21 protein-coding genes are annotated in these 21,403 nt (G+C 67.3%); 15 read left to right on the forward strand and 6 right to left on the reverse strand.

The genetic code is table 11. The features are described from left to right. Positions 1-152: 152 nt before the first annotated feature. On the forward strand, positions 153-923 hold the full coding sequence (locus PWF70_RS03340) for a heparin-binding hemagglutinin (RefSeq protein ID WP_241549163.1): 771 nt from the start codon (positions 153-155) through the stop codon (positions 921-923). A gap of 168 nt (positions 924-1,091) precedes the next feature. On the opposite strand, the gene PWF70_RS03345 is transcribed toward PWF70_RS03340, so the two are convergent. The 4 genes from PWF70_RS03345 to PWF70_RS03360 form a co-directional block, all read right to left on the reverse strand. Further along, positions 1,092-2,045, reverse strand: coding sequence for a type IV toxin-antitoxin system AbiEi family antitoxin (locus PWF70_RS03345; RefSeq protein ID WP_241549269.1), 954 nt, complete (start codon positions 2,043-2,045; stop codon positions 1,092-1,094). A gap of 180 nt (positions 2,046-2,225) precedes the next feature. Continuing rightward, positions 2,226-3,077, reverse strand: coding sequence for a polyphosphate kinase 2 family protein (locus PWF70_RS03350; protein WP_006358334.1), 852 nt, complete (start codon positions 3,075-3,077; stop codon positions 2,226-2,228). After that, a complete protein-coding gene (locus PWF70_RS03355) occupies positions 3,074-3,901 on the reverse strand; it encodes an SDR family NAD(P)-dependent oxidoreductase (RefSeq protein ID WP_241549162.1) in 828 nt (275 codons plus the stop codon). Before PWF70_RS03355 ends, PWF70_RS03350 begins: the two co-directional genes overlap by 4 nt. Then, on the reverse strand, positions 3,898-4,698 hold the full coding sequence (locus PWF70_RS03360) for a TetR/AcrR family transcriptional regulator (RefSeq protein WP_187346472.1): 801 nt from the start codon (positions 4,696-4,698) through the stop codon (positions 3,898-3,900). The genes PWF70_RS03355 and PWF70_RS03360 overlap by 4 nt, the downstream gene beginning before the upstream one ends. A 41-nt stretch (positions 4,699-4,739) precedes the next feature. Here PWF70_RS03360 and PWF70_RS03365 point away from each other — a divergent pair, with 41 nt between their 5' ends. The 6 genes from PWF70_RS03365 to PWF70_RS03390 all read left to right on the forward strand — a co-directional run bounded on the left by PWF70_RS03365 (position 4,740) and on the right by PWF70_RS03390 (position 10,180). Further along, positions 4,740-6,080 (forward strand): DUF445 domain-containing protein, encoded by a 1,341-nt coding sequence (locus PWF70_RS03365; protein ID WP_006358337.1) that lies wholly within the window; start codon positions 4,740-4,742, stop codon positions 6,078-6,080. Positions 6,081-6,195: 115 nt separating this feature from the next. Then, positions 6,196-6,729, forward strand: coding sequence for a helix-turn-helix domain-containing protein (locus tag PWF70_RS03370; RefSeq protein ID WP_277629331.1), 534 nt, complete (start codon positions 6,196-6,198; stop codon positions 6,727-6,729). A gap of 14 nt (positions 6,730-6,743) precedes the next feature. Beyond that, positions 6,744-7,796, forward strand: coding sequence for an apolipoprotein A1/A4/E family protein (locus PWF70_RS03375; protein ID WP_241549161.1), 1,053 nt, complete (start codon positions 6,744-6,746; stop codon positions 7,794-7,796). A gap of 71 nt (positions 7,797-7,867) precedes the next feature. Further along, complete coding sequence (locus PWF70_RS03380) at positions 7,868-8,191, forward strand: DUF2516 family protein (protein ID WP_005200278.1); 324 nt, start codon at positions 7,868-7,870, stop codon at positions 8,189-8,191. Positions 8,192-8,197: 6 nt separating this feature from the next. After that, positions 8,198-9,025 (forward strand): MerR family transcriptional regulator, encoded by an 828-nt coding sequence (locus tag PWF70_RS03385; RefSeq protein WP_006358340.1) that lies wholly within the window; start codon positions 8,198-8,200, stop codon positions 9,023-9,025. A gap of 60 nt (positions 9,026-9,085) precedes the next feature. Next, on the forward strand, positions 9,086-10,180 hold the full coding sequence (locus PWF70_RS03390) for an alpha/beta fold hydrolase (protein ID WP_035752122.1): 1,095 nt from the start codon (positions 9,086-9,088) through the stop codon (positions 10,178-10,180). A gap of 21 nt (positions 10,181-10,201) precedes the next feature. Here the strand turns inward: PWF70_RS03390 and PWF70_RS03395 are convergent, their stop codons facing one another. Continuing rightward, the gene (locus PWF70_RS03395; RefSeq protein ID WP_006358342.1) at positions 10,202-11,323 is read right to left on the reverse strand and encodes a UDP-N-acetylmuramate dehydrogenase; all 1,122 of its coding nucleotides are present in this window, start codon (positions 11,321-11,323) and stop codon (positions 10,202-10,204) included. A gap of 38 nt (positions 11,324-11,361) precedes the next feature. Here PWF70_RS03395 and PWF70_RS03400 point away from each other — a divergent pair, with 38 nt between their 5' ends. The 5 genes from PWF70_RS03400 to PWF70_RS03420 all read left to right on the forward strand — a co-directional run bounded on the left by PWF70_RS03400 (position 11,362) and on the right by PWF70_RS03420 (position 15,263). Continuing rightward, positions 11,362-11,868 carry a DUF2505 domain-containing protein gene (locus PWF70_RS03400; protein WP_006358343.1) on the forward strand — a complete coding sequence of 169 codons (507 nt, stop codon included), beginning with the start codon at positions 11,362-11,364 and terminating at the stop codon, positions 11,866-11,868. 10 nt (positions 11,869-11,878) lie between these two features. Next, the gene (locus PWF70_RS03405; RefSeq protein WP_006358344.1) at positions 11,879-12,388 is read left to right on the forward strand and encodes a DUF2505 domain-containing protein; all 510 of its coding nucleotides are present in this window, start codon (positions 11,879-11,881) and stop codon (positions 12,386-12,388) included. A 107-nt stretch (positions 12,389-12,495) separates the two neighbouring features. Then, entirely contained in the window at positions 12,496-13,188 is a 693-nt protein-coding gene (locus tag PWF70_RS03410; protein WP_230461890.1) for a class I SAM-dependent methyltransferase, read from the forward strand. 24 nt (positions 13,189-13,212) lie between these two features. Beyond that, complete coding sequence (locus PWF70_RS03415) at positions 13,213-14,088, forward strand: carbon-nitrogen hydrolase family protein (RefSeq protein WP_035752029.1); 876 nt, start codon at positions 13,213-13,215, stop codon at positions 14,086-14,088. Next, a complete protein-coding gene (locus tag PWF70_RS03420; RefSeq protein WP_035752027.1) occupies positions 14,085-15,263 on the forward strand; it encodes a hypothetical protein in 1,179 nt (392 codons plus the stop codon). The genes PWF70_RS03415 and PWF70_RS03420 overlap by 4 nt, the downstream gene beginning before the upstream one ends. A gap of 15 nt (positions 15,264-15,278) precedes the next feature. Here PWF70_RS03420 and PWF70_RS03425 read toward each other — a convergent pair whose 3' ends face one another. Then, positions 15,279-15,911: a hypothetical protein gene (locus tag PWF70_RS03425; RefSeq protein ID WP_075862800.1), complete on the reverse strand. Its 633-nt coding sequence runs from the start codon at positions 15,909-15,911 to the stop codon at positions 15,279-15,281. Between the two features lie 194 nt (positions 15,912-16,105). Between PWF70_RS03425 and PWF70_RS03430 the strand changes: the two genes are divergently transcribed. The 3 genes from PWF70_RS03430 to PWF70_RS03440 all read left to right on the forward strand — a co-directional run bounded on the left by PWF70_RS03430 (position 16,106) and on the right by PWF70_RS03440 (position 21,396). After that, positions 16,106-17,869, forward strand: coding sequence for an ABC transporter ATP-binding protein (locus PWF70_RS03430; protein ID WP_035752024.1), 1,764 nt, complete (start codon positions 16,106-16,108; stop codon positions 17,867-17,869). Further along, on the forward strand, positions 17,862-19,640 hold the full coding sequence (locus PWF70_RS03435; RefSeq protein WP_075862799.1) for an ABC transporter ATP-binding protein: 1,779 nt from the start codon (positions 17,862-17,864) through the stop codon (positions 19,638-19,640). The genes PWF70_RS03430 and PWF70_RS03435 overlap by 8 nt, the downstream gene beginning before the upstream one ends. A 763-nt stretch (positions 19,641-20,403) precedes the next feature. After that, positions 20,404-21,396 (forward strand): alpha/beta hydrolase, encoded by a 993-nt coding sequence (locus tag PWF70_RS03440; RefSeq protein ID WP_035752022.1) that lies wholly within the window; start codon positions 20,404-20,406, stop codon positions 21,394-21,396. Positions 21,397-21,403 lie beyond the last annotated feature (7 nt).

Genomic DNA, 21,403 nt, shown 5'->3' on the forward strand with positions numbered 1-21,403 from the left:
TCGCGCGGTGACGAGCCGGAAGATCATGGCGGCTTGCGACACCGGACATCGGGTCGAACCGACGACAAACCGACATGCGCCCGGCAATGATGCCGAGATCAGCGAGACCGCATGTGCTGCAGCGCGATTGGTGCCAACAGAAGGAGTCACTCGTGACCACCACCCGTAACTACGCCCCCCTCTACGCCGCAGTCGGCGCCGGTGACTATGCCTTCACGCAGGTCACCGAGAAGCTCACCGAGCTCCGTGAGCGCACCGAGGCCGCCCAGACGCGTCTCGAGGCTCGCTACACCGAGACCAAGGCCCTCATCACCGACCTGCCCGAGACGGCTCAGAGCCGCTTCGATGAGGCCAAGACCCGCATCGAGTCGCTCTCCGAGGAAGTTCCCACCGAGATCGACGAACTCCGCGGCAAGCTGACCGCCGACGAGCTCAAGAAGCTGGCCGACCCGTACGTCGAGAAGGCCACCGACTTCTACAACACGCTCGCCGAGCGTGGCGAGGCCACCCTCGAGCGCCTGCGCAAGAAGCCGGTCGTCCAGGAGAACCTGTCCCGTGTGGAGAAGGTCTACAACGACGCGGTCGACATCACCGAAGACGCCCTCGGCGTCGTGTCCTCGCAGACCCGCCTCGTCGGTGAGCGCGCCGCCAAGCTGGCCGGTCGCGTGAGCGAAGAGGTCGAGGACGTCGCCGTCGCCATCGAAGAGATCGGCGGCGACATCAAGGAGCAGGCCGACGACGCGGCCAAGGAGATCGACGGCGCCGCAGGCACTGTCGAGGCCAAGGCCCGCACCGCCCAGGCATCGCCGGCCAACAAGGTCGCCGAGGCCAAGGACGAGTCGGTTCCCCCGGTGAAGAAGGTCCCGGCCAAGAAGTCGCCCGCCAAGAAGGCTCCGGCCAAGAAGGCGACCACCGCGAAGTAAGCACTCGCGCAAGTCACTACGACGCCCCCGCTGTCCGGCGGGGGCGTCGTCGTGTGTGCGCTCGGGTGTTTCCCCCGCGCGGGCTGGATTCCTTCCCGCGGGGAGGACTACCTCCCGCGGGCGCCAGCCGATAAGCGCGAGGGAATCGGGCCGGCGGCAAGGAAACAGTCACGCGGGAATGGTCCTCGACGACAGCAGCTTCAGACTTTCCAGCCACGGACGAAGCATCCCCACCACCGCACCCTTCTCGAGATCCGTCCACGTCCATCGGACGACGATGGCACCGAGAGCGCGCAGGTCATCCTCACGACGCTTCTCCCGCATCACGGCATCTTCGACGGTGGTTCCGGGTTTGCGCAGCCGGCCGTACTTGACCATCCCGTCGAACTCGCCGATGAGCCGCTCGTCCCAGTCGAAGTCCGAATAGTAGGTGCCGCGACGGCCGCGGAACTCGTGCTCGAGTCTCGGTATCGGCAACCCCGCCTCGATCATCTGCGCGCGACTCCAGGATTCGGCCACGTTCTCGGACAGGGGGTCGGCGAGTCGCAACGCCCGTCGGGCGGTGCGGACACCTCGGCGTCGACGATCCGCCAGGGTATGTGCGAGCTTTTCGGCGTTCGCGCCGGTACGCAGGGCCTGATCGAATGCGGCCAGCGACTGGGCGAAAGTGCCGCTCGTTGCGACATCGACCGCGGTGCGTTCGAGGGTCGTGACCAGCATGCCGTCGACCTCGACGATGTCGTCGTCACCGAATGGTGCTGCGTGGACGTGGCGGTGCCCCTGGATGAATCCACCCGACTTCTTCCCGTTCACGACGTGCACGGACTCGATGTCCGGTTTGAGGAGTGGGAGTCCGTGGACGGCGGCAGCCGACGCATGACTCAGCGGCATTGCCTGCGCACCGGCGTCGCAGTTGGTCGCAACCGCGATCGCTTTGAACCGGTGTAACCGTTGGGCGCCCTCATGTCCGACGAACTGTGTCGATGCCGGTACGAACACGCCTGGCACGAGACGTATGAGTTCGCGGCGGCGGACGGCGGCCGCGAGCTCGTTGTCGGAGATCGCGGCGTCGAGCGCTGCGGCTCTCCTGACGAGACCGTACTGATCGATTGGGAAGGCCATCATCCTTCTTTGACGCACCGAAACGCATTTCGGCTCCCACCGATCTCATCGCCTTCCCGCCGCGTGTCCGTTTCCCTCCCGCCGTACCCCTGCCCTCCCGCTTATCGGCTGGCGCCCGCGCAAAGGAACTCCTCCCGCGGCGACGAAGCGCTCACGCGGGAGTGGCTCTTTTCGCGACGTTCAGTCGCTGGCGGCGAGCCGCTTCTTCTCGGCCTCGACGTCGAAATCCGCTTTCGGCCAGTCGAGATCGAGGCCGGCGAGTGCGGTGGTGAGCAGCTCGCAGACAGCGAGGCGGGCGAACCACTTCCGGTTCGCGGGGATCACGAACCAGGGTGCCGAGTCCTTGTCGGTCAGGTCGAAAACGTCCTGGTAGGCCTCGAGGTAGGCGTCCCAGTGGGCGCGCTCGTCGATGTCACCCGGGTTGAACTTCCAGTACTTGTCCGGACGGTCGAGACGTTCGGCGAGACGTGCCTTCTGCTCGTCCTTGGACACCACCAGGCAGCACTTGATGATCGTGGTGCCGTTGGCGACCAGTTCGGACTCGAACTGGTTGATGAGATCGTAGCGCTTCTCCCACTCCGACTTCGGGACGAGGTTGTGTACCCGTACGGGCAGGACGTCCTCGTAGTGCGACCGGTCGAAGATCCCGATCCGGCCGGCGGGCGGGAGCGCCTTGTTGATGCGCCACAGGAAGTCGTGCTGCAACTCCTCCGGCGTCGGCTTCCCGAATCCCTTGATGGACAACCCCTGTGGGTCGAGGAGACCGCCCACGTGCCGGACGATGCCGCCCTTGCCCGCGGTGTCCATGCCCTGCAGGACCAGCAGTACCGACCGGTGGTCGCCGGCACGGCCGTTGGCGTACAGCAACTCCTGGAGGCCGGCCAGCTCCTCGCCGCGTTTCACGAGAAGCTCTGCGCCGGAGATCTTGTCACCGTCGAACCCGGGCGTCGATCCGGGGTCGAAGGAGGCGATCGGCCCGACCGCACCTGCGCGGAGGGCTCCGGCGGCGGGAATGGACCAACCGTTCCTCATGACTCGTCCTTTCGTGACTCCACTGCTTGATCGGTCTCGATCGCCGGCGGGAACAGCGGCCCGCCGCCGAATGCGCCGCGATGCGAATCCGGTGGTGTGCCATCGTTGTTGACGATCCCGTAGCGGGCGCCCAGTTCGGCGGTGACGAGGGTGTGGCCGCTGTGCGCGGCGAGGTCGGGGTCCTGCGCGAGGCGGGAGATCACGCGACCCACGAACTCCGGGTCCTCGGCTCGTTGCAGCGAGAAACCGGCGAACTCGTCGATGCCGAGCGACAGCAGTAGCTCGGTGCGGATCAGGCCCAGCCACAACGAGATCGCGCTGACCCCGGTGCCCTTCAGCTCGACGGCCATGTCCGCGGCCATCTTGTCCAGCGCCGTCTTGCTCATCCCGTACAGCACCGAATGCAGATGGCCGCGGGAACCGAACGACGAGATGTTCGTGATCAGACCCCGACCGGCCTCGGTCATCAGCTGCGCCGCATGCACCGAGGCCACGTAGTGGGCACGCAGACCCACGCCGATCAGGGTGTCCCAGTCGTCGACCGGGCGCTTCCAGAACGGGTCCGAGAACCCGCCGAATCCCTTCGGTGCCGCCCACGCGTTGTTGACGAGGAGGTCGAGTTGCCCACTGGAAGAGGCGATCTCGTCGAACACCGCGGCCACCGCGGCGTCGTCGGTGTGGTCGCACGCAAGGGCGATGGCGCCCTCCGGTCCGGTGCCGTGACGTGAGGTGACGTAGGTGGTCCAGCCGTCGTCGACGAGCGAACGGGCGACGCCCTGGCCGACGCCCCGGCTACCGCCGGTCACCAGCGCGACCCGGCTCATGAGCCGCCTGTCGCGTCGGACGGCGCCTCGCGTGCGGGTTCGGTCAGCGGCGGGGGAGAGGCGAGGAAGGCCTCGCGCGAGCCGTCGACGGCGGCGACGCCCACGACCGCGCTCCACACCATCATCGTCAGGTAGTCGACGACCTGGTCGGCGTCGAGCGTGCGGCTGGTCATCCACCAGTCGACGACGTGCTGGATACCGCCGACGAGAGCGTGCGACCACAGCTCGGCGCCGGTGGTGTCCGCGCCGCGCTCGGTCATGCGCATCACGATGCTGCTCATGACCAGCTGCGACACCAGGCGTACCGAGTCGGCGGGAGCCGGCGACGAGGTCGGCGAGCTGGCGAGTGCGAAGCGGTACAGGTTGGGTTCGTCGTCGACCGCGTGGACGTACACACCGATGATCGTGTGGGTGAGCGTGTACTCGTCGACGTCGTCGGAGAGCGCCTCCGTCAGTCGCGGCCAGATCGTGTTCTCGAAGAAGCGCACGGTGGTCGCGACCCCGAGGTCGCTCTTGTCGGTGAAGTACCGGTAGAGAACGGTCTTGGAGACACCGATGTGGGCGGCGATCTCGTCCATCCCGACGTCGGCGCCGAGCTCGCGGACCGCGGTGATGACGCCGTCGGTCAGCTCGGTGCGTCGGGCGAGCTTGTGCTTCTCCCAACGCTGCTTGCGGCCGTCCGGTTTGGCGCCGGTCTCGGTGACCGTGGTCAGAACCTGTTCGAGGCCGCGCGTCACGTTGGCCGCAGCCGCCATCGCTGCACGCGCAGCAGCTGCGGGATTGGGGCGGTTGGCCATCACGACGCCAGCGTAGTCGGTTGATGGGTGACACTGGTGCCATGGCATCGAGAGTGATCGAAGGAGTCGCCGGGCAGCCCGAGGGCAAGCCCGATGCGCCGTCCGCCCCTGGATTCGGAGGGGACAGCGCCGGGGATGCCGGCCGACGCAGGGATCTCCGCAGGATGAAGGCGGTCGCGACCGGCTTCCTGGTCTTCGCGGCGGTGGTCTACCTCTTCACCCGCTACCTCGAGCACCGCGACGGCGCCGACGTCGCCGCGTGGGTCGGCTATGTGCAGGCCGCATCCGAGGCCGGCATGGTCGGCGCGCTGGCCGACTGGTTCGCGGTGACGGCTCTCTTCCGGCATCCGCTGGGTATCCCGATCCCGCACACCGCCCTGATCCGCAAGAAGAAGGACGACATCGGCGACCAGCTGGGCGGCTTCATCGAAGAGAACTTCATGACGCCCGAGGTCGTCGTCTACCGCGCACAGCAGATCGATCTGCCGCGACGGTTGTCGACGTGGGTCGCCGATCCGCGCAACGCGCCGCGGATCTCCGGCGAAGCGGCGCGCGCGATCCAGCTCGCGTCGGAGATGCTCCGCGACGAGGACGTCGAACAGCTCATCCAGGCCGCACTGAAGTGGGTCGCCGAACCCCAGTGGGCACCCCCGACGGGCCGCATCCTGGAACAGCTCATCGCCGAGGACCGCCTCGAACCGGTCTTCCAGATGCTGTGCGATCGCGCGCACGAATGGGCGATCGGCAGCCAGGACCTCATCGACCGCCTCGTCGACCGCGACGGCCCGCAGTGGACGCCGAAGTTCGTCAACACACTCGTCGGCGACAAGATCCACCGGGAGCTCGTCGAGTTCACCTACAAGGTGCGCTCCGACCCCGACCACGAATTGCGCCGGGCCATGCACGAATTCGTGGAGAAGTTCGCCGACGACCTGCAGAACGATCCCGAGATGATCGAGAAGTTCGAGGCGATCAAGATGGAACTGGTGGGTCGCGACGAGGTCACCGGCGCGGCGTCGACCGCCTGGAAGACCGGCAAGGCCGTCATCGAGCAGATGCTCGACGACCCCAACAGCACGCTGCGGAACACCCTGTCGGACTCGATCATCCAGCTCGCCACCAGGATTCGCGACGACCGTCCGCTGCAGGAGAAGATGAACGGCTGGGTCGCGCGGGTCGCGCACCACATCGCCGCGAACTACTCGCAGGAGATCATCTCGGTCATCACCGAGACCGTGCGCGGTTGGGACGCCGACGACACCAGCCGCAAGATCGAACTGCAGGTGGGACGCGATCTGCAGTTCATCCGGATCAACGGCACCGTGGTCGGTGCGCTCGCCGGCCTGGTCATCCACACGACGTCGGTGCTGATCTTCCACTGACGTCGAATCCCAGTGATCCGCCCACGATCCGACGCCCGGATTAGCTGTGTGCTTGCACGTGCTAGCAGCGACGTCGATACTCGGTAGAGATGATCCACCCCTGGAACGGAGCGTGATGAAGCGCGACAAGGACGAGGCTTCCGTCGACGCCGTCGTGAACGGCGAGGCCGAGTCCGTCGACTCCGCGGATCATGCGTCCGACGACGGCGACGGCACGACGGCGATGGCGGTCGAGGCCGTGGAGGCCGTCGCGACGGCCGCGCAGGACGCGGTGGCGAACGCGGCGCAGGACATCGGTGCTTTCATCCGGTCCCAGCGAGTGGCCGCAAAGGTCTCGCTCCGGCAGCTCTCCGAACGTGCCGGGGTCAGCAATCCGTACCTCAGTCAGATTGAGCGAGGCCTCCGGAAACCCTCCGCGGGCGTCCTCGCCCAGATCGCCAAGGGCCTACGGGTGTCTGCGGAAGTGTTGTACGTGCGCGCAGGAATTCTCGAAGAACGCCCCGCGAGCCCGGTCCGTGATGCTCTTATCGCAGATGACTCGATCAACGAGCGTCAGAAACAGATGTTGCTGGAGATCTACGAGTCCTTCCGCAAGGAGAACGCGATCTCCTCGACTGGTTCCGAGAAAGACGAGTTCCGAGAGAACTGAGGCAGGAGAGCTGAATGAGCGAGAACCCGTTGACGACAGCCGTGGGACAGGTGGCCGCCTTGCTGGCCGAGGTCCGGGAGCGCGGGGAGGCGGCGAGCGAACAGGCCCAGTCCAAGCTCGCCGAGACTGTCGAGACCACCCAGTCGAAGTTGGTCGAGACCGTCGGCTCGACGCAGGCGAAGATCACGGGTTCCCGGGATGACGCGCAGGCGAGGATCGACGAGGCGCTCGCGACCGCGTTGGCGCTCTTCGAGGAGGCGAAGTCGAAGCTGTCGACGCTTCCGGTCGAATTGCCCAGCGAGATCGAGGAATTGCGCGCCCGGTTCTCCCCGGAGGAGCTCCGCAAGGTCGCCGAGGCCTATCTCGCCGTCGCGGCCGGGCTGCTGACGTCCCTGTCGGAACGGCGTGACGAGGCCGTCGGGAAGCTCTTGTCGCAGCCGGTCGTCGGGGAGAACCTGCCGAAGCTCGAGAAGGTCTACAGCGACGCGGTCGGTCTCACCGAGGAGGCGCTGGGGACGATCTCCGAGCAGACTCGCGCGGTTGGTGAGCGGGCGCTGCGCCTGGCCGGGCTGGCCGACGGCAGCGGACCCGACGGCACGATCCGCGACGCCAGCGCCGACGCTCCGGTGCGGGCGGTCGCTGCGGCGCCGGCTCCGGCGAAGAAGGCCCCCGCCAAGGCGACCCCTCCCGCGAAGGCTGCCGCGGACAAGGCACCCGCGAAGAAGGCACCGGCCGAGAAGGCGGCAACGAAGAAGGCCCCCGCCAAGACGACCCCGGCCAAGAAGGCTCCCGCGAAGAAGGCGCCGGCGAAGAAGGCCGCCGCGGTGAAGGGCGCCGCCGAACGCGCCGCGGCCAAGAAGGCCCCGGCCCGCAAGACCACCCCCGCCAAGGCGACGAAGGCCACACCGACCAAGGCGGCTGCGAAGAAGACACCCGCGGCGAAGAAGGCCGCAGCGGCGAACAAGGCGACCGCGGCGAAGAAGACGACCGCAGCGAAGAAGACGGCCGCGAAGAAGGCTCCCGCCAAGAAAACTGCTGCCAAGAAGGCCACTCCCCGCGCCGACTGATCCCTCGGCGCACGTTCCGCCCGCGCGTGGCGTCGTGGGCTGCTGCGGCAATCGGGGCGCACGGGACTAGAGTGTTCGGCGTGGACGTCTTCAGCGTGTTGGCCTACGGGCAGAGTCTGATCATGTTGGTCCTGACTGTGGTCGCGGGGATCGCGGCGGTCGTCGCGTTGATCCACGCGGCCATTCAGCGGCCCGATGCCTTCCCGGCGGTCGACCGGCAGAGCAAGGTGATCTGGGTTGCGATCCTGGCCGCCGCGTCGCTGTTCATCTGGTTCTTCGGCGCGGTGAGCTTCCTGGGCATCATCGGCGTGGTCGCGATGCTCGTGTACCTGGTCGACGTGCGCAAACGTGTGGACGACATCCAGGGCAAGTCCTGGTTCAGCAAAAAGGCCTGAGGCATCGTGGCGGAGTATCGGATCAACGACCTCGCCGAGGCGTCGGGGGTCAGCGTTCGCAACATCCGGGTCTACCAGGACCGCGGACTGCTTCCGCCACCCACCATCCGCGGCCGTGCGGGCTGGTATTCCGACCAGCACCTGGTCCGCCTGAACCTCATCTCCCGCATGCTCGAACGCGGGTACACGTTCGCGACGATCAGCGAGTTGCTGCACGCCGCCCACCACGGCATGCGCGTCGAACAGATCCTGCGCGGGTCGCCGAAGGGCGGTCGATTCCGCAACTTCAAGCGCGCCGCGACGATCACCATCGCCGAGCTGAAGAAGACGCTCAACGCGTCGGACAGGTCCATCGCGCTCAGTCAGAAGCTGGGTCTGCTGGCCAAGGACGGCACGCACTATGCGATCCGCAACCCCGAGCTCCTCGAGGGTGCCGAGGTCCTGGTGAAGGCCGGTGTCGACCTGGAGTTCCTCCTCGACCGGTGGGTTCGTGTCCAGGACGATCTCGAGGACGTGGCGTCGAGCTTCGTGTCGATCATCACCGACAAGTATTTCGACGAGAACCTTCCCGACCTGGGCGAGGCCGGCGTGAGCGAGATGGCTGACCTGATCCAGACGGTTCGTCCGATGGCGCACGAGATCGTCGAGACAACGTTCCGCCGGGCCCTCGACGAGCAGATCTCCCAGGCGATCGGGCGGGCGGCGACCTACTTCGATGCCACCACCGGGGATGACGAACCTGACTCCACGACGCCGAATTCGTCCGGTGACCAGCCTGACCCCGGCTATGAGACAACGGATATTGGTACATTGAACACCGACACGGGGCGCTGAACGCGGCGCCCCCCTCGGGTCTCCCTTGCGGACGACCCGTCCGAGGCTGGAGGAGTGCCGGTGAACAAGAGGTCGTTGGTGAACGTCGGGGGAATCGCGACCGTGATCGGTGCGGGCGTGGTCGGGGTCGGCGTGGGCACCGTGCTCGCCGGTATCGCCCGAAGTGCGCTGCGCGCCGAACTCGCGGTCGACGACGGTCCCGACGACCTGCTCACCGCGCCCGACTCGGCGCCGCACCGGCTGCCGGTCCGCAGTTCCGACGGGACCGTCCTCAATGTCGAGATCTACGGCTCCGACGACGCAGCGGACGACGACGGTGACGTCATCGTCATGGTTCACGGTTGGACCTGCAACACCGCGTATTGGTATCCGCAGATCAATCACCTCGCCTCCTCCGAGGGCGGTCGCCGACGCGTGGTCGTCTACGACCAGCGTGGTCACGGACTCAGTGAGCGAGGCCTCCGGCGTCCGACCATCGCGATGCTCGGACAGGATCTCGACGCTGTGCTCGAGGCAGCCGTGCCCGCCGGCCGGCGCGCAATCCTGGTGGGGCACAGCATGGGCGGGATGACCATCATGTCGTGGGCGGGGCAGTACCCGGAGAAGGTCGGCTCGCGGGTCTCGGCCGTGGTGCTCGTCTCGACCGCAGCGAAGGGCGTCCTGGAGAACCACACCCTCGTCCCGGTTGATCTGCCCGCGTATGCGCGGCCGTTCGCGCCCGTGGTGGCCAAGGCGTTCACCTCGATGCCGGTGCCGATCCCCAAGACTCCCTACGGCGTTCGCATCTCGCATTACATCGCACTGGGACCCCACGCGCGCAAGGCGCACGTCGACTTCGTCGACGAGATGATCGGAGCCTGCCCCCCGCGCGCACGGGCCGGCTGGGGTTCGGCGATGGGCAAACTCGACGTCACGCCGGGGCTGGCCGCGCTGTCGGTGCCCACGACCGTGGTCGTCGGCACCGAGGACCGGCTGACCCCGCGCACTCATGCCGAACAGATGGCAGAGGTGTTGCGGCGCAATGGTTCGCTGCGTGATCTGGTCGTCTACCAAGGCGTCGGCCACATGACGAGCATCGAGGCCGCGGAGCGGTTCAACGAAATGCTCGACGACCTGGTGGCCGAGGTCTCGCGAGCCGAGCAGCGGGTCAGCTGAGTCGCGACATCCGACCCGGCGTCACAGCGCGCAGTTGACGAAGACCGGCTCGGGTCGCAGGGTGACGCCGAAGGTGTCGAGAACGCCGTCGCGGACCTCGCGCGCGAGCGTCAGCAGCTGTTCGGTGGTAGCCGCACCCCGATTGGTCAGCGCCAGAGTGTGTTTCGTGGACAAGCGGACCGGGGCGTCGGCGGACGGGTAGCCGCGTCCGAAGCCGGCCCGTTCGATGAGCCACCCCGCCGACAGTTTGATCGCGGTGGGGGCGTCGGCGTTCGGGGAGTCGCCCGTGTTCGGCTGCGGGCCGGCCGGGTAGGACGGGATCGCCACGTCGTCGCCGACCCTCGCCGCGATGCGTTCCAGGACCGCGGGGGCGTCCTCGCCGTCGACGATCGGGTTGGTGAAGAACGAACCGGCACTCCAGGTGTCGAAGTCGTCGGGGTCGAGGACCATGCCCTTGCCGCGACGCAGTCCGAGCACCGCCTCGCGGGCGGTGACGGCGTCGACGCGGTCGCCGGGCTCGACACCGACCGTCGTGGCCAGCTCGCGGTACCGGATCGGCTGGCTCGCGCGATCGTCGTTGAGCCAGAAGGACACCGCGACCACCACGAAATCGTTGCGGTGCTTCAGATTGCTGGTGCGGTAGCCGAGTCCGAGCTCGGCGGGGGAGACCCACCGCAGGGTGCCCGACCGGCGGTCGAGGACCTGGACCGACCGCAGGATGTCGGCGACCTCGACTCCGTAGGCCCCGACGTTCTGCACCGGCGTCGCACCGGCCGCGCCCGGAATCCCCGACAGGCACTCCAACCCTCCGAAACCCGCCTCCACGGTCGCGGCGACCAGGTCGTCCCAGCCCACGCCGGCGTCGGCGACGACATGCGGACGACCCGACTCGCGGCCCGAGCCGAACTCGATGCGGCTGCTCGCCAGCACGACGGCGGTGCCGTCGAAGCCGGCGTCGCCGATGACGAGGTTGGACCCGCCGCCGATCACCAGCACGGGTTCGGACCGTTCGTCGAGCTCCTGGATGGTCTCGACGATGCTGCGCGTGTCCGGGCAGCGCACGATCTCGCGGGCCGGGCCGCCCAGACGCAGGGTGGTCAGCTCGGCGAGGGGCGCGCTCAGCGGCGTCTGCGTGTCGGTCACGCGTTCAACGGTAACCGGCGAACGGTAGCGTTCTCCTCATGGCGAGCAAGCTGCAGCACTCGGTGTCCTACCCGTTCTCCACCGAACGGCTCTGGGCGCTCTACACCACTGAGCAGTACTGGCACGATCTGGTGGAGCGGATGAACTCCGGTCACGGCCACGTCGAGAAGGTGAACATCGCGGGCGACACCGTGTCCGTCGAGATGAGTCAGGGCATCCCCTCGGAGAAGCTCCCGTCGGCGGTCACCAAGATCATGCCCGGCGACCTCCGGATTCCGCGGAAGAACACATTTCGGCTGGTCGGAGACCGGATCGAGGGTGAGATCCACGCCACGGTCGAGGGCGCCCCGGTGCCGGTGAACGTGTACGGGACCATCACCACCGCCGGCGATCCGGCGACCAGTGACTGCTCCGCCGAGGTGTCGGTGAACCTGCCGATGTTCGGTGGGAAGATCGAGAAGGCCGTGGTCAGCGAGCTGGTCGGCCTGCTCGATCACGAGTGTGGGCACACCGTCGATTGGGAGTCGGGAAATCCGCTGACGTAGCCTGGTCGTCATGGCACGACGGCTCAGCTACTCCGCTCGCTACACCCACCCTGCGGAGAAGCTCTACCAAGCGCACAGCATCAAGCAGTACTGGGACGACATGATGGCGGGATTCCAGATGATCTCGCCGCACTGCGAGGTCGCCTCCTTCACCTCCGACGAGAACGGGGTCAAGGTCGTCCTCAGGCAGACGATCGGTCGCGACCAGCTGCCCCCGCTCGCGCAGACGGTGATGATGAAGGACATGGTCATCACGCGTGAGGAGACCCTCGGTCCGTTCGACCCGGACCACACCAAGGGCACCTACAACGCGTCGATCCCCGCGGGTCCGGGCAGCCTCAACGGCTGGCAGGAACTGTTCCCCACCGACGACGGCTGCACGATCCGCCGGACCAGTGAGGCGAAGGTCTTCGTCCCGTTCGTCAACGGCAAGCTCGAGCAGATGATCCTCATCAACCTGGTCGATCTGTTCCGGGCCGAGGCCGAGTACGCCAAGGACTGGATCGACAAGAACTTGTGAGTCGCACCCCCGGACAGCAGTCCGGGCGACGGCCGTCGAACAGTCCGATCGGCCGGGTGACGCGCGGAACGACCAACATCAACCGTCTCCGTCGGGTGGATCGGTGGATGGCTCATGAACCGGCCGTGATCGCGGCCCTCGATGTCGCCCGTCCGCTGGTCGTCGACCTCGGCTACGGCGCACGCCCCGACACCACCGTCGAGATGGCCGGCCGGCTCCGCCGCGTAGCCCCCGACCTGGAGATGGTGGGACTCGAGATCGACCCGGCCCGCGTCGTCGACCCGCGCGACGGTGTGCGGTTCGCGGTCGGCGGCTTCGAGATGGCGGGCCTGCGTCCCCGGGTGGTGCGCGCCTTCAACGTCCTGCGGCAGTACGACGAGACCGAGGTCGACGCCGCGTGGTCGCGGCTGCGTGCGGCTCTGTCGCCGGGCGGGGTGATCGTCGAGGGCACCTGCGACGAGATCGGCCGACGCTGTACGTGGGTGCTGCTCGACGTCGCGGGGCCGGTCAGCCTGACGCTCTGCTGGGCTCCCGAACACTCCGAGCGCCCATCCGATCTCGCCGAACGACTGCCGAAGGCGCTCATCCATCGCAATGTGCCGGGCGAGAAGATCCACGACCTGCTGACCCTCGCCGACCAGTGCTGGGACATCGCCGCCCCGCTGGCGCCGTACGGGCCACGCGTCCGCTGGCGTCACGCCCAGGACCTGCTGCGCGAACGCGGCGTCGACTGTGTCGTCACCCGCCGTCGGATGTCGGACAACGTGCTGACTGTCCCGTGGGAAGCCGTCGCCCCCTAGACCGCGGGCACTACTGTGGCGGCTATGCGTGTGGCGATGGCTCAGATCAGTTCGACCGACGATCCGAGCGAGAACCTGGTGACCCTACGCGCGGCGACGCAGGACGCCGCATCGCGCGGGGCGCGCCTGGTCGTGTTCCCGGAGGCGACCATGTGCCGGTTCGGCGTTCCGTTGAAGCCGGTGGCGGAGGATCTCGACGGGCCGTGGGCGAGGGCGGTGTCGGAGGTGGCGGCGTCGGCCGGCGTGACCGTGGTGGCCGGGATGTTCACCCCGTCGGACGACGGCCGCGTGTTCAACACGGTGCTCGTCGCACACCCCGACGGGTCGCGTCAGGGATACGACAAACTGCACCTGTACGACGCCTTCGGGTTTCAGGAGTCCAAGACCGTCGCGGCCGGTTCGGAACCGCTGACCTTCGAGGTCGACGGGGTCACCGTGGGGGTGGCCACCTGTTACGACATCAGGTTCCCCGCACTGTTCACGAACCTCGCCCGACGTGGCGCGCAGATCGTCGTCGTGCCGACGTCCTGGGGTGCCGGGCCTGGCAAGATCCATCAGTGGAAGGTGCTCGCGACGGCCAGGGCACTGGATTCGACGACGTTCGTCGTCGCCGTGGGGCAGGCACTTCCCCCGGATGAGGCGGTCGCCGGGTCGGGGGCCCCGACCGGGATCGGACACAGCCAAATCACAGACCCCTTCGGTACCGTGGTCGCCGCGTACCCGGAGAGGGTCGGTGTCGATGTCCACGACCTCGACCTGGCACTGGTCGAGAAGGCTCGTAAACAACTGGCGGTCCTCGCCAACGAGCGAGAGCTGCCTGCCGGCGGTGCGGTGTCCAGCAAGGTCGCACCCACCGGCGAACGGCTTCGAGAGTCCGACGACCGAGGACGGAATCCATGAGCGACAGCAAAATTCCCGGTGGTGGCCCCCGAGACCAGGGTGAGTCGCACGATCCCACCGAATCCGCAGGACCCACCGATCACACCGAATCCACCGGCGACGACTGGCGTCCGGTGGAGGACGCCGACCCCACCAGGTCCGCTGAGCCAGTCGAGCCCTCCACCGGTACAGACGTTCCCGAGTCGGGGGAGACCGAACAGTTCCCCACGACTCCGATCGCGCCCGGGGCGCAGGCGTATTCGAACGTGCCGCCCTCGGAGGCCGACACCTCCGACCTGAGCGGCGGGCCCGGCCGGCCGGGCACCGCGCAGTTCGCGCCCGGGGAGACGCCCTACCACGACGACTCGAGCGCACCCCTGGCGACGCCGGGCAGCGGTCCGGTGCTGACCTCGCCGCGAAAGAGCCGCAGCACCAAGAAGATCGTGGCGCTGAGCGCCATCGCCGTGCTGCTGCTCGTGGTCATCGGCGCGGTCGGCAGCGAGCTCTATCTGCGCAACAAGGTGACGAACTGCCTCGAGGAGTCGTTCAGCGGTCTCACCGGCGTGCCCACCTCGGTGTCGCTGAGCCGCAAGCCGATCATCCTGCAGGGCAGTGGCGACGTTCCGTACGTCCAGGTCGACACCAAGGACGGTGCCGATGCCGACGGTGTGCGTCTGCACATGCGGGCCGACGGCATCTCCGGGAACAGCAGCAGCACCGACATCCGCACCCTCAACGGCGACGGCTTCATCCCCTACGAGCGGATCGTCGAACTCAGCAAGGAAAGCGCTCCCGCCGGTGCCGGCGGCCAGAGCACCGGCAACGGCGCGAGCCCGGTCGGCTCGGTCGAGGAGATCACCGGCAATGCGGCCGACGGCACCTTCGAGGTGCAGGCGGCCTTTCCGGTGATGTTCTTCGCGGTTCCGGTGTCGGCGACGATCAAGCCCGTCCTCACCGACGGCCGGGTCGACTTCGAGGTCGTCAAGGCCAGCGCGCTGGTGTTCGGCATCCCGCCGGACTTCGCACAGCAGATCGTCGACCAGGTCACCACCTCGGCGCTCGGGCCGTTCTTCGACGAGGTCCGGGTCGATCAGCTGAAGGTCACCGACACGGGTCTCGAGTTCGCGATCAGCGGCTCGGACGTCCAGCTGACCAACGAGATGACCGGGAACGAACAATCGAGTTGCTCGGTCTGATCGATGGTCGCTCGGCTATCGGCGTTCTCCGGGCGGGTCGATGCGGTGAATCCACACCGTCGGCCCGCCGGTGAGCGTGAACTCGCCGCGGACCGGCGCGTCCCATCGGCGGACGTAGACCTCCGACATGGTGGCGTCGGCGGTCCCGGCGACCACCGGTAGATCATCCCGGCGTCCCATCTCGATCACCTCGTCGAGGAGGCCGGCCAGCGTGCCGCCGCGTCGATGTCCGGGATGCACGAGCGCGAAGAGGATCTCGATCGCGCGACCGTCGGTCACGGCGTCTTTCTGAGTCCGACGCAATTCGGTGAATCGATCGGCGAATCCGTCGAGTGCTCCGACGAAATGACGAATTCGTGCCATGAGTTCGTCGTCGACACCTCCGGCCGGACGGGTCGGATAAGAGAGTGCGATCAGCGCGATCAGGGTGCCGGTCCCGTCGAATACACCTCGGAGTCCGTGGAAATTCTCGGCGACGAGGACTTCGCCGTACCACCGATAGGCCTCGGTAGGTGCATCGTCACCGAGTAGCCACTGATACATCGGGGTTTCACGCAGACCGTTCTCGAGCAGGTCGAGTGCACTTTCCCGATCGGACTCCGTCAGCGGGCGAGAGCCGTTTCGGGCTGCCTGGATGCCTTGCGTCACCGCTACATATCAGCACATCGGCGAAACGGTGAGGTGTTCCTCCGCCGCGTTGGGGCGGTGGGCGAGACGTCGATATGTAGACTTCACAACCGCCTGGCGACCTTTCCGGTATGTGAGGCAGCAATGGATCGGCGACGATATCCGACGCCGATTTCTTCCTGTTCCGCCGTCGTAGTTCGGAGTGGTCTCGCCCGATGCCCGTCCCACCGTCGTTGAACAGAGGTCAGGTGCGAGCGCTCGTCGGCCTCGTCGGCACCGCGCTGAGGGCGTCACCGTGGGTGGTCGCGGGATTCGTCGTCTTCCAACTGGCCAGCGTGTTCACGTCGCTGGCCCAGCCGGCGCTGAACGCCGCGATCATCGACGACGGAATCCTGCGCGGCGACGTGGGGACCATCAAGGTCGTGGGGCTGCTGATGGTCGCGGTGGCCGTGGTCAACCTCGCGGTCTCGCTCGGTGCCACCTACCTCGCCTCGCATCTGTCGGCGAGCTCCGCCCGCGATCTGCGCGGCCGGGTCAACAGCCGGATCGGCATGTTCACCGACCAGCAGGTCGCCCGGCTGGGCCTGTCCAGCCTGCTGACCAGATCCACCGGCGACGTGGGACAGATCCAGGGCTTCCTGTTCATCTTCCTCACGGTCGTCGTGACCGCGCCGCTCATGCTGTTCGGTGCGCTGGTGCTCTCCCTGTCGCAGGCGTGGCAGATGGCCCCGGTGATCTTCGTGGCCGGGCTGGTCCTCGTCGCGCTGGTCGGGGTGCTCGTGCGGCGCATCGTCCCGTGGGCCGCGCGCCTGCAGCGTCGGCTCGACACCATCAATCGCGTGCTGCGCGAACAGTTGCGCGGCATACCCGTGATCAGGACGTTCCGGCAGGAGGCCCGCGAGCGCGCGCGGTTCGCGGTGGAGAACGACGAACTCACCGACGTCGCCTTGCGGCTGGGACGGACTCAGGTACTGCTCCTCCCGACCGTGACCGTGGTGTCCAATCTCGCCGGGGTCGCGGTGGCCGCCCTGGGCGCGATCTTCGTGGACCGCGGCCAGATGCAGATCGGCCAGATCGCGGCGGCGGTCGGATACCTCGGCCAGATCCTGCTCGCCGTGTCATTGCTGACCGTCATCGCCGGCGTCATCCCGCGCGCGGTCACCAGCGCGGACCGCATCGCCGAGGTCCTCGTCACCGAGGTGCTCGATTCCGGCGACGCCGAGGCCGGGGTGACGTCGTCCGCACCCGCGGTGGTCTTCGACGCCGTCTCCGTCGGCTTTCCCGGCGCCGACGCGCCCGCGGTCGACGCGATCTCGCTGACATGCGCCGCCGGCACGGTCACCGGACTCCTCGGCGGTACCGGCAGCGGGAAGTCGACATTGCTGTCGTTGCCGTTGCGCTTCGCCGACCCCGACTCGGGCGTCGTCCGGTGGGATGGCACGGACGTGACCGGCCTGGCGCCGGCGTGGGTACGTGCGCGGACCGCGTTCGTCGGGCAGGGTGCAACGCTGGTGACCGGCACGATCGCCGACAACCTGCGGATCGGTCGTCCCGACGCCACGGACGAACAACTGTGGAAAGCGCTCGAGGTGGCCGCGGCCCGTGACTTCGTCGAGGCGCGGCCCGAGGGGCTCGACGCTCGCGTCGCGCAGGAGGGCCGCAACTTCTCGGGAGGCCAGCGACAGCGCCTGGCGCTGGCCCGCGCCGTCCTCCGACGTCCCGCGCTGTACGTGCTCGACGATCCCTTCAGCGCCCTCGACGTCGACACCGAGCGCGAGGTCATCGCCAATCTGCGACGAGCCCACCCGGAGGCAACGGTGCTGATCGCGGCCCAGCGGGTCTCGTCGGTCCGGCATGCCGACGCCATCGGCGTGCTGGAGGACGGCCGTCTCGTCGCCGTCGGCACCGACGAGACCCTGCGCACCGACAGTGAGATCTACCGCGAGATCGCCTACGCCCAGGCGGTGACCGATGCCTGATACGAACCGGCGCGACGGTTCACTGCGATGGCTGATGCGGCAACTCCACCTGAGTCGGGGTCGCGCCGTCGCGATCTCGCTGTGCGCGATCGTGGCGTCGCTGGGCGCGGTCGTCGGACCGATCCTGTTCGGTGTGGTCACGAACGTGATCGTCGACGGGACGATGGGCGCGGAAGGCATGGACTGGCGGCGACTCTGGACAGTGCTCGGCGTGCAGGCGGCGATCTATGTGGCGGTCGCCTGCCTCGCGTTCACGCAGGGGCAGATGTTGACCATCGCGGTGCAGCGGTCGGTGGCGGGGTTGCGCGCGCGCATCGAGGACAAGGTCCATCGGCTCCCGCTGCGCTACTTCGAGTCGAACAACCGTGGCGTGCTCGTCAGCAAGCTCACCGCGCACACCGACAATGCCGCCACCGTGATCGCTCCGGTGCTGGTCACCGTGCCCACCAACGTGCTGACCCTTTTCGTGGTCACCGTCGTGCTGTTCGTCGTCTCGCCGCTGTTGGCGACCGTCGCGCTTGTCGCCGCGCCGGTGTCGGCAGCGGTGTCGGTCGTCATCGCGCGGCGGGCACGACCGTTCCTCGAGACCCGGTGGACCACCACGGCCGCCCTCACCGGGCACCTCGAGGAAGAGCTGAGCACGCGCCGCATGCTGCAGGCGTACAACGCCGAACCCATCGCCCGGCGTCGGTTCGACGCCCTCAACGAGAAGCTCTTCGGTTCGACGCGTTCCTCCCAGTGGGCCGCCGGCACACTCGCGCCGGTCCTCACTGCGATCAACGCCGTGGTGTTCCTGACCCTGGCGGTCCTCGGCGGCCTCATGGTCGTCGACGGAACCCTGAGTCTCGGTGCCGCCCAGGTGGCCGTGATCTTCGCCCAGCAGCTGTCCTCGGCGGTACGTGAACTCGCTGGTTTCGTGACCAAGGTGCAGTCGGGCACGGTGTCGGCGGGCAAGGTGCGCGAGGTGCTCGACGAGCCGGAGGACGGCGCGTCGGAGACCGGCGAGGTGGGGCCGGACCAGGCTGGGCGTCATCGTCGACCGCCGGAGATCGTGTTCGACGACGTCGCCTTCGCCTACGAGGAGAGCATGCCGGTGCTCGGCTCCGTGAGTTTCCGGATGGAGCCGGGTACGACGACGGCGATCGTCGGCTCGACCGGCGCGGGCAAGACGACCATCACCAACCTGCTGCAGGGCTTCTACCGTCCGACCGGCGGTTCGATCACCATCGACGGTGACGATGCCGTCGACCTCGGCCCGCAACGGGTGCGCGACGGAATGGCGGTCGTGACCCAGGAGCCATGGCTGTTCACCGGGACCGTCCGCGAGAACATCGCCTACGGGATGTCCGACGACGACGCGGTGGACCGTGCGGTCCACGACGGACATCTCGACCAGATCGTCGCGACGCTGCCCCAGGGCATCGACACCGTCATCGGCCAGGAATCGGAGAACCTCAGCGCGGGGGAGAAACAGCTCGTCACCGTAGCTCGGGCCATCGCGGCATCGCCCCGCATCCTCATCCTCGACGAGGCGACCAGCGCCGCCGACCCCCGCACCGAGCTGCTCGTGCAGCGGGCGCTGCAACGTCTGCGCGCCGACACGACGACGCTGCTGATCACCCACCGGATGGCCACGGCCGCGCTCGCGGACCAGATTGTCGTTCTCGAGGAGGGGAGGATCGTCGAATCGGGAACGCACGATGAGCTGATCAGCGCCGGCGGGGTCTATGCGCGACGATGCGGCGTCGATTCGGCATCGCGTGCCGAATGAATCGCCACAGGTCAGGGTCCTTTTGCGTGCATAACAATCCGTTTCGTGAAACGCATTGGCGTATTCGTCCCATTTGAACAAGCGCTTGACCCACTTACCGATGGAGTATGGAATCGAAACCTACCGATCGGAAAGTTACGGTGACGGAGGTTTGGCGCGATTTTGAGTCGATACGCCACCGAAACGTTGCATCAACGTTGCTAATGGCCATTGTTTTCGCGGGTTTGATGGACGATCGTCCCACTGAATTCCATTGTTCGTATTAACGCAGTGGTGTGAGCTGGACTTTTGTGACATCGGTCGATGGCGAAAGAAGTATTCGTGACAAGTCCCCGGGAATAATGGAGACATTGTCGAGACGGATATGTAATCTCTGTCTCGAGCCGCCGCACAGGTGGGAGCAGGCGCTCACATCGAATCTTTCCCCCACGAACGAAGGAGTTCCCATGAGCTTTGGAATTGGCGATGCAATCGAAGGTGCCGTCACCGACGCGATCACCGAAGCGATCCTCGGTGTGTTCACCGGCTCGCTCGAGAGCGGTTCCGACACGCCGGAGTAGTCCGACCAGTCTTTTCGAATCGCCTCACGGCCCCGGCTGTGAGGCGATTCGTGTCGAGCGGGGCCGAACAGTCGTCAGCGGGGAGTCCGGGCGGTTGAATGATCCGCGGTGCGTGTCCGCCCGGCAGCCCGACACGATACGGTCCATCTGACAAGACCCATGCCCGCCCCGGGGCCTGTCGGGGACTCGACGAGGAGGAATGCATGAACCAGCGTCTGCGCAGGTGCGGCGCCGCGATCGCGGTCGCTCTGGGCATCGGGCTCACGCTGTCGGCCACCGGCACCGCCGGCATGGCAGCCGCGGCGCCGAGTCTCGTGACCGCGGGTTCGCCCACCGAACGGGTCACCGACATCGTCGTGCATTCCGATGCGATGAACAAAGACATCCCGCTGACGGTGATCAAGCCGGCCGACGAGTCCAAGCCACGTGGGGTCCTCTATCTCCTCAACGGCGCGGGCGGCGGCGAGGACGGCGCCAACTGGCTGGCGAAGACCGACATCGTCGAGTTCACCAAGAACAAGAACCTCTACGTCGTCATCCCCAACCAGGGGCAGTTCAGCTACTACACCGACTGGGAGAAGCCCGACCCCGAGCTCGGCGTCCACAAGTGGTCGACGTTCCTGGGCAAGGAACTGCCTCCGGTCTTCGACGCGAACTTCAACACCTCCGGGCGCAACGCGATCGGTGGCATCTCCTCGTCGGGAACCTCGGTCCTGAACCTCGCGATCGAGCATCCGGGTCTTTACGAGGCAGTCGGTTCCTACAGCGGCTGCCCGACCACCGCCGACCCGTTCGGCCAGAACAGCATCCGGCTGGTCGTCGAGGTCCGCGGCGGCGGCGACGCCAGGAACATGTGGGGCCCGTACAACGGACCCGGCTGGCGTAAGCACGATCCGGTCATCAACGCCCACAAGCTGCGTGGCACCAAGCTGTACATCTCCAATGCGACCGGCCTGCCCGGGCAGTACGACAACCCGGCGTACGTGAAGAAGACCGACACCCTCGCCGATCAGATCCTGGTCGGTGGCGCCATCGAGGGCGGCACCATGACCTGCACCCTGCAGCTGGTGAACCGGCTGCAGCAGTTGAACATCCCGGCGACGGTCGACCTGCCGCCCACCGGCACCCACTCCTGGGGCTACTGGCAGGACCAGCTGCACCGCTCGTGGTCGTTCTACGAGCGGGCCCTGAACTAGTCGAAGT

This window comes from Gordonia sp. Swx-4 (assembly GCF_030316175.1).
Taxonomy (GTDB): domain Bacteria; phylum Actinomycetota; class Actinomycetes; order Mycobacteriales; family Mycobacteriaceae; genus Gordonia; species Gordonia alkanivorans.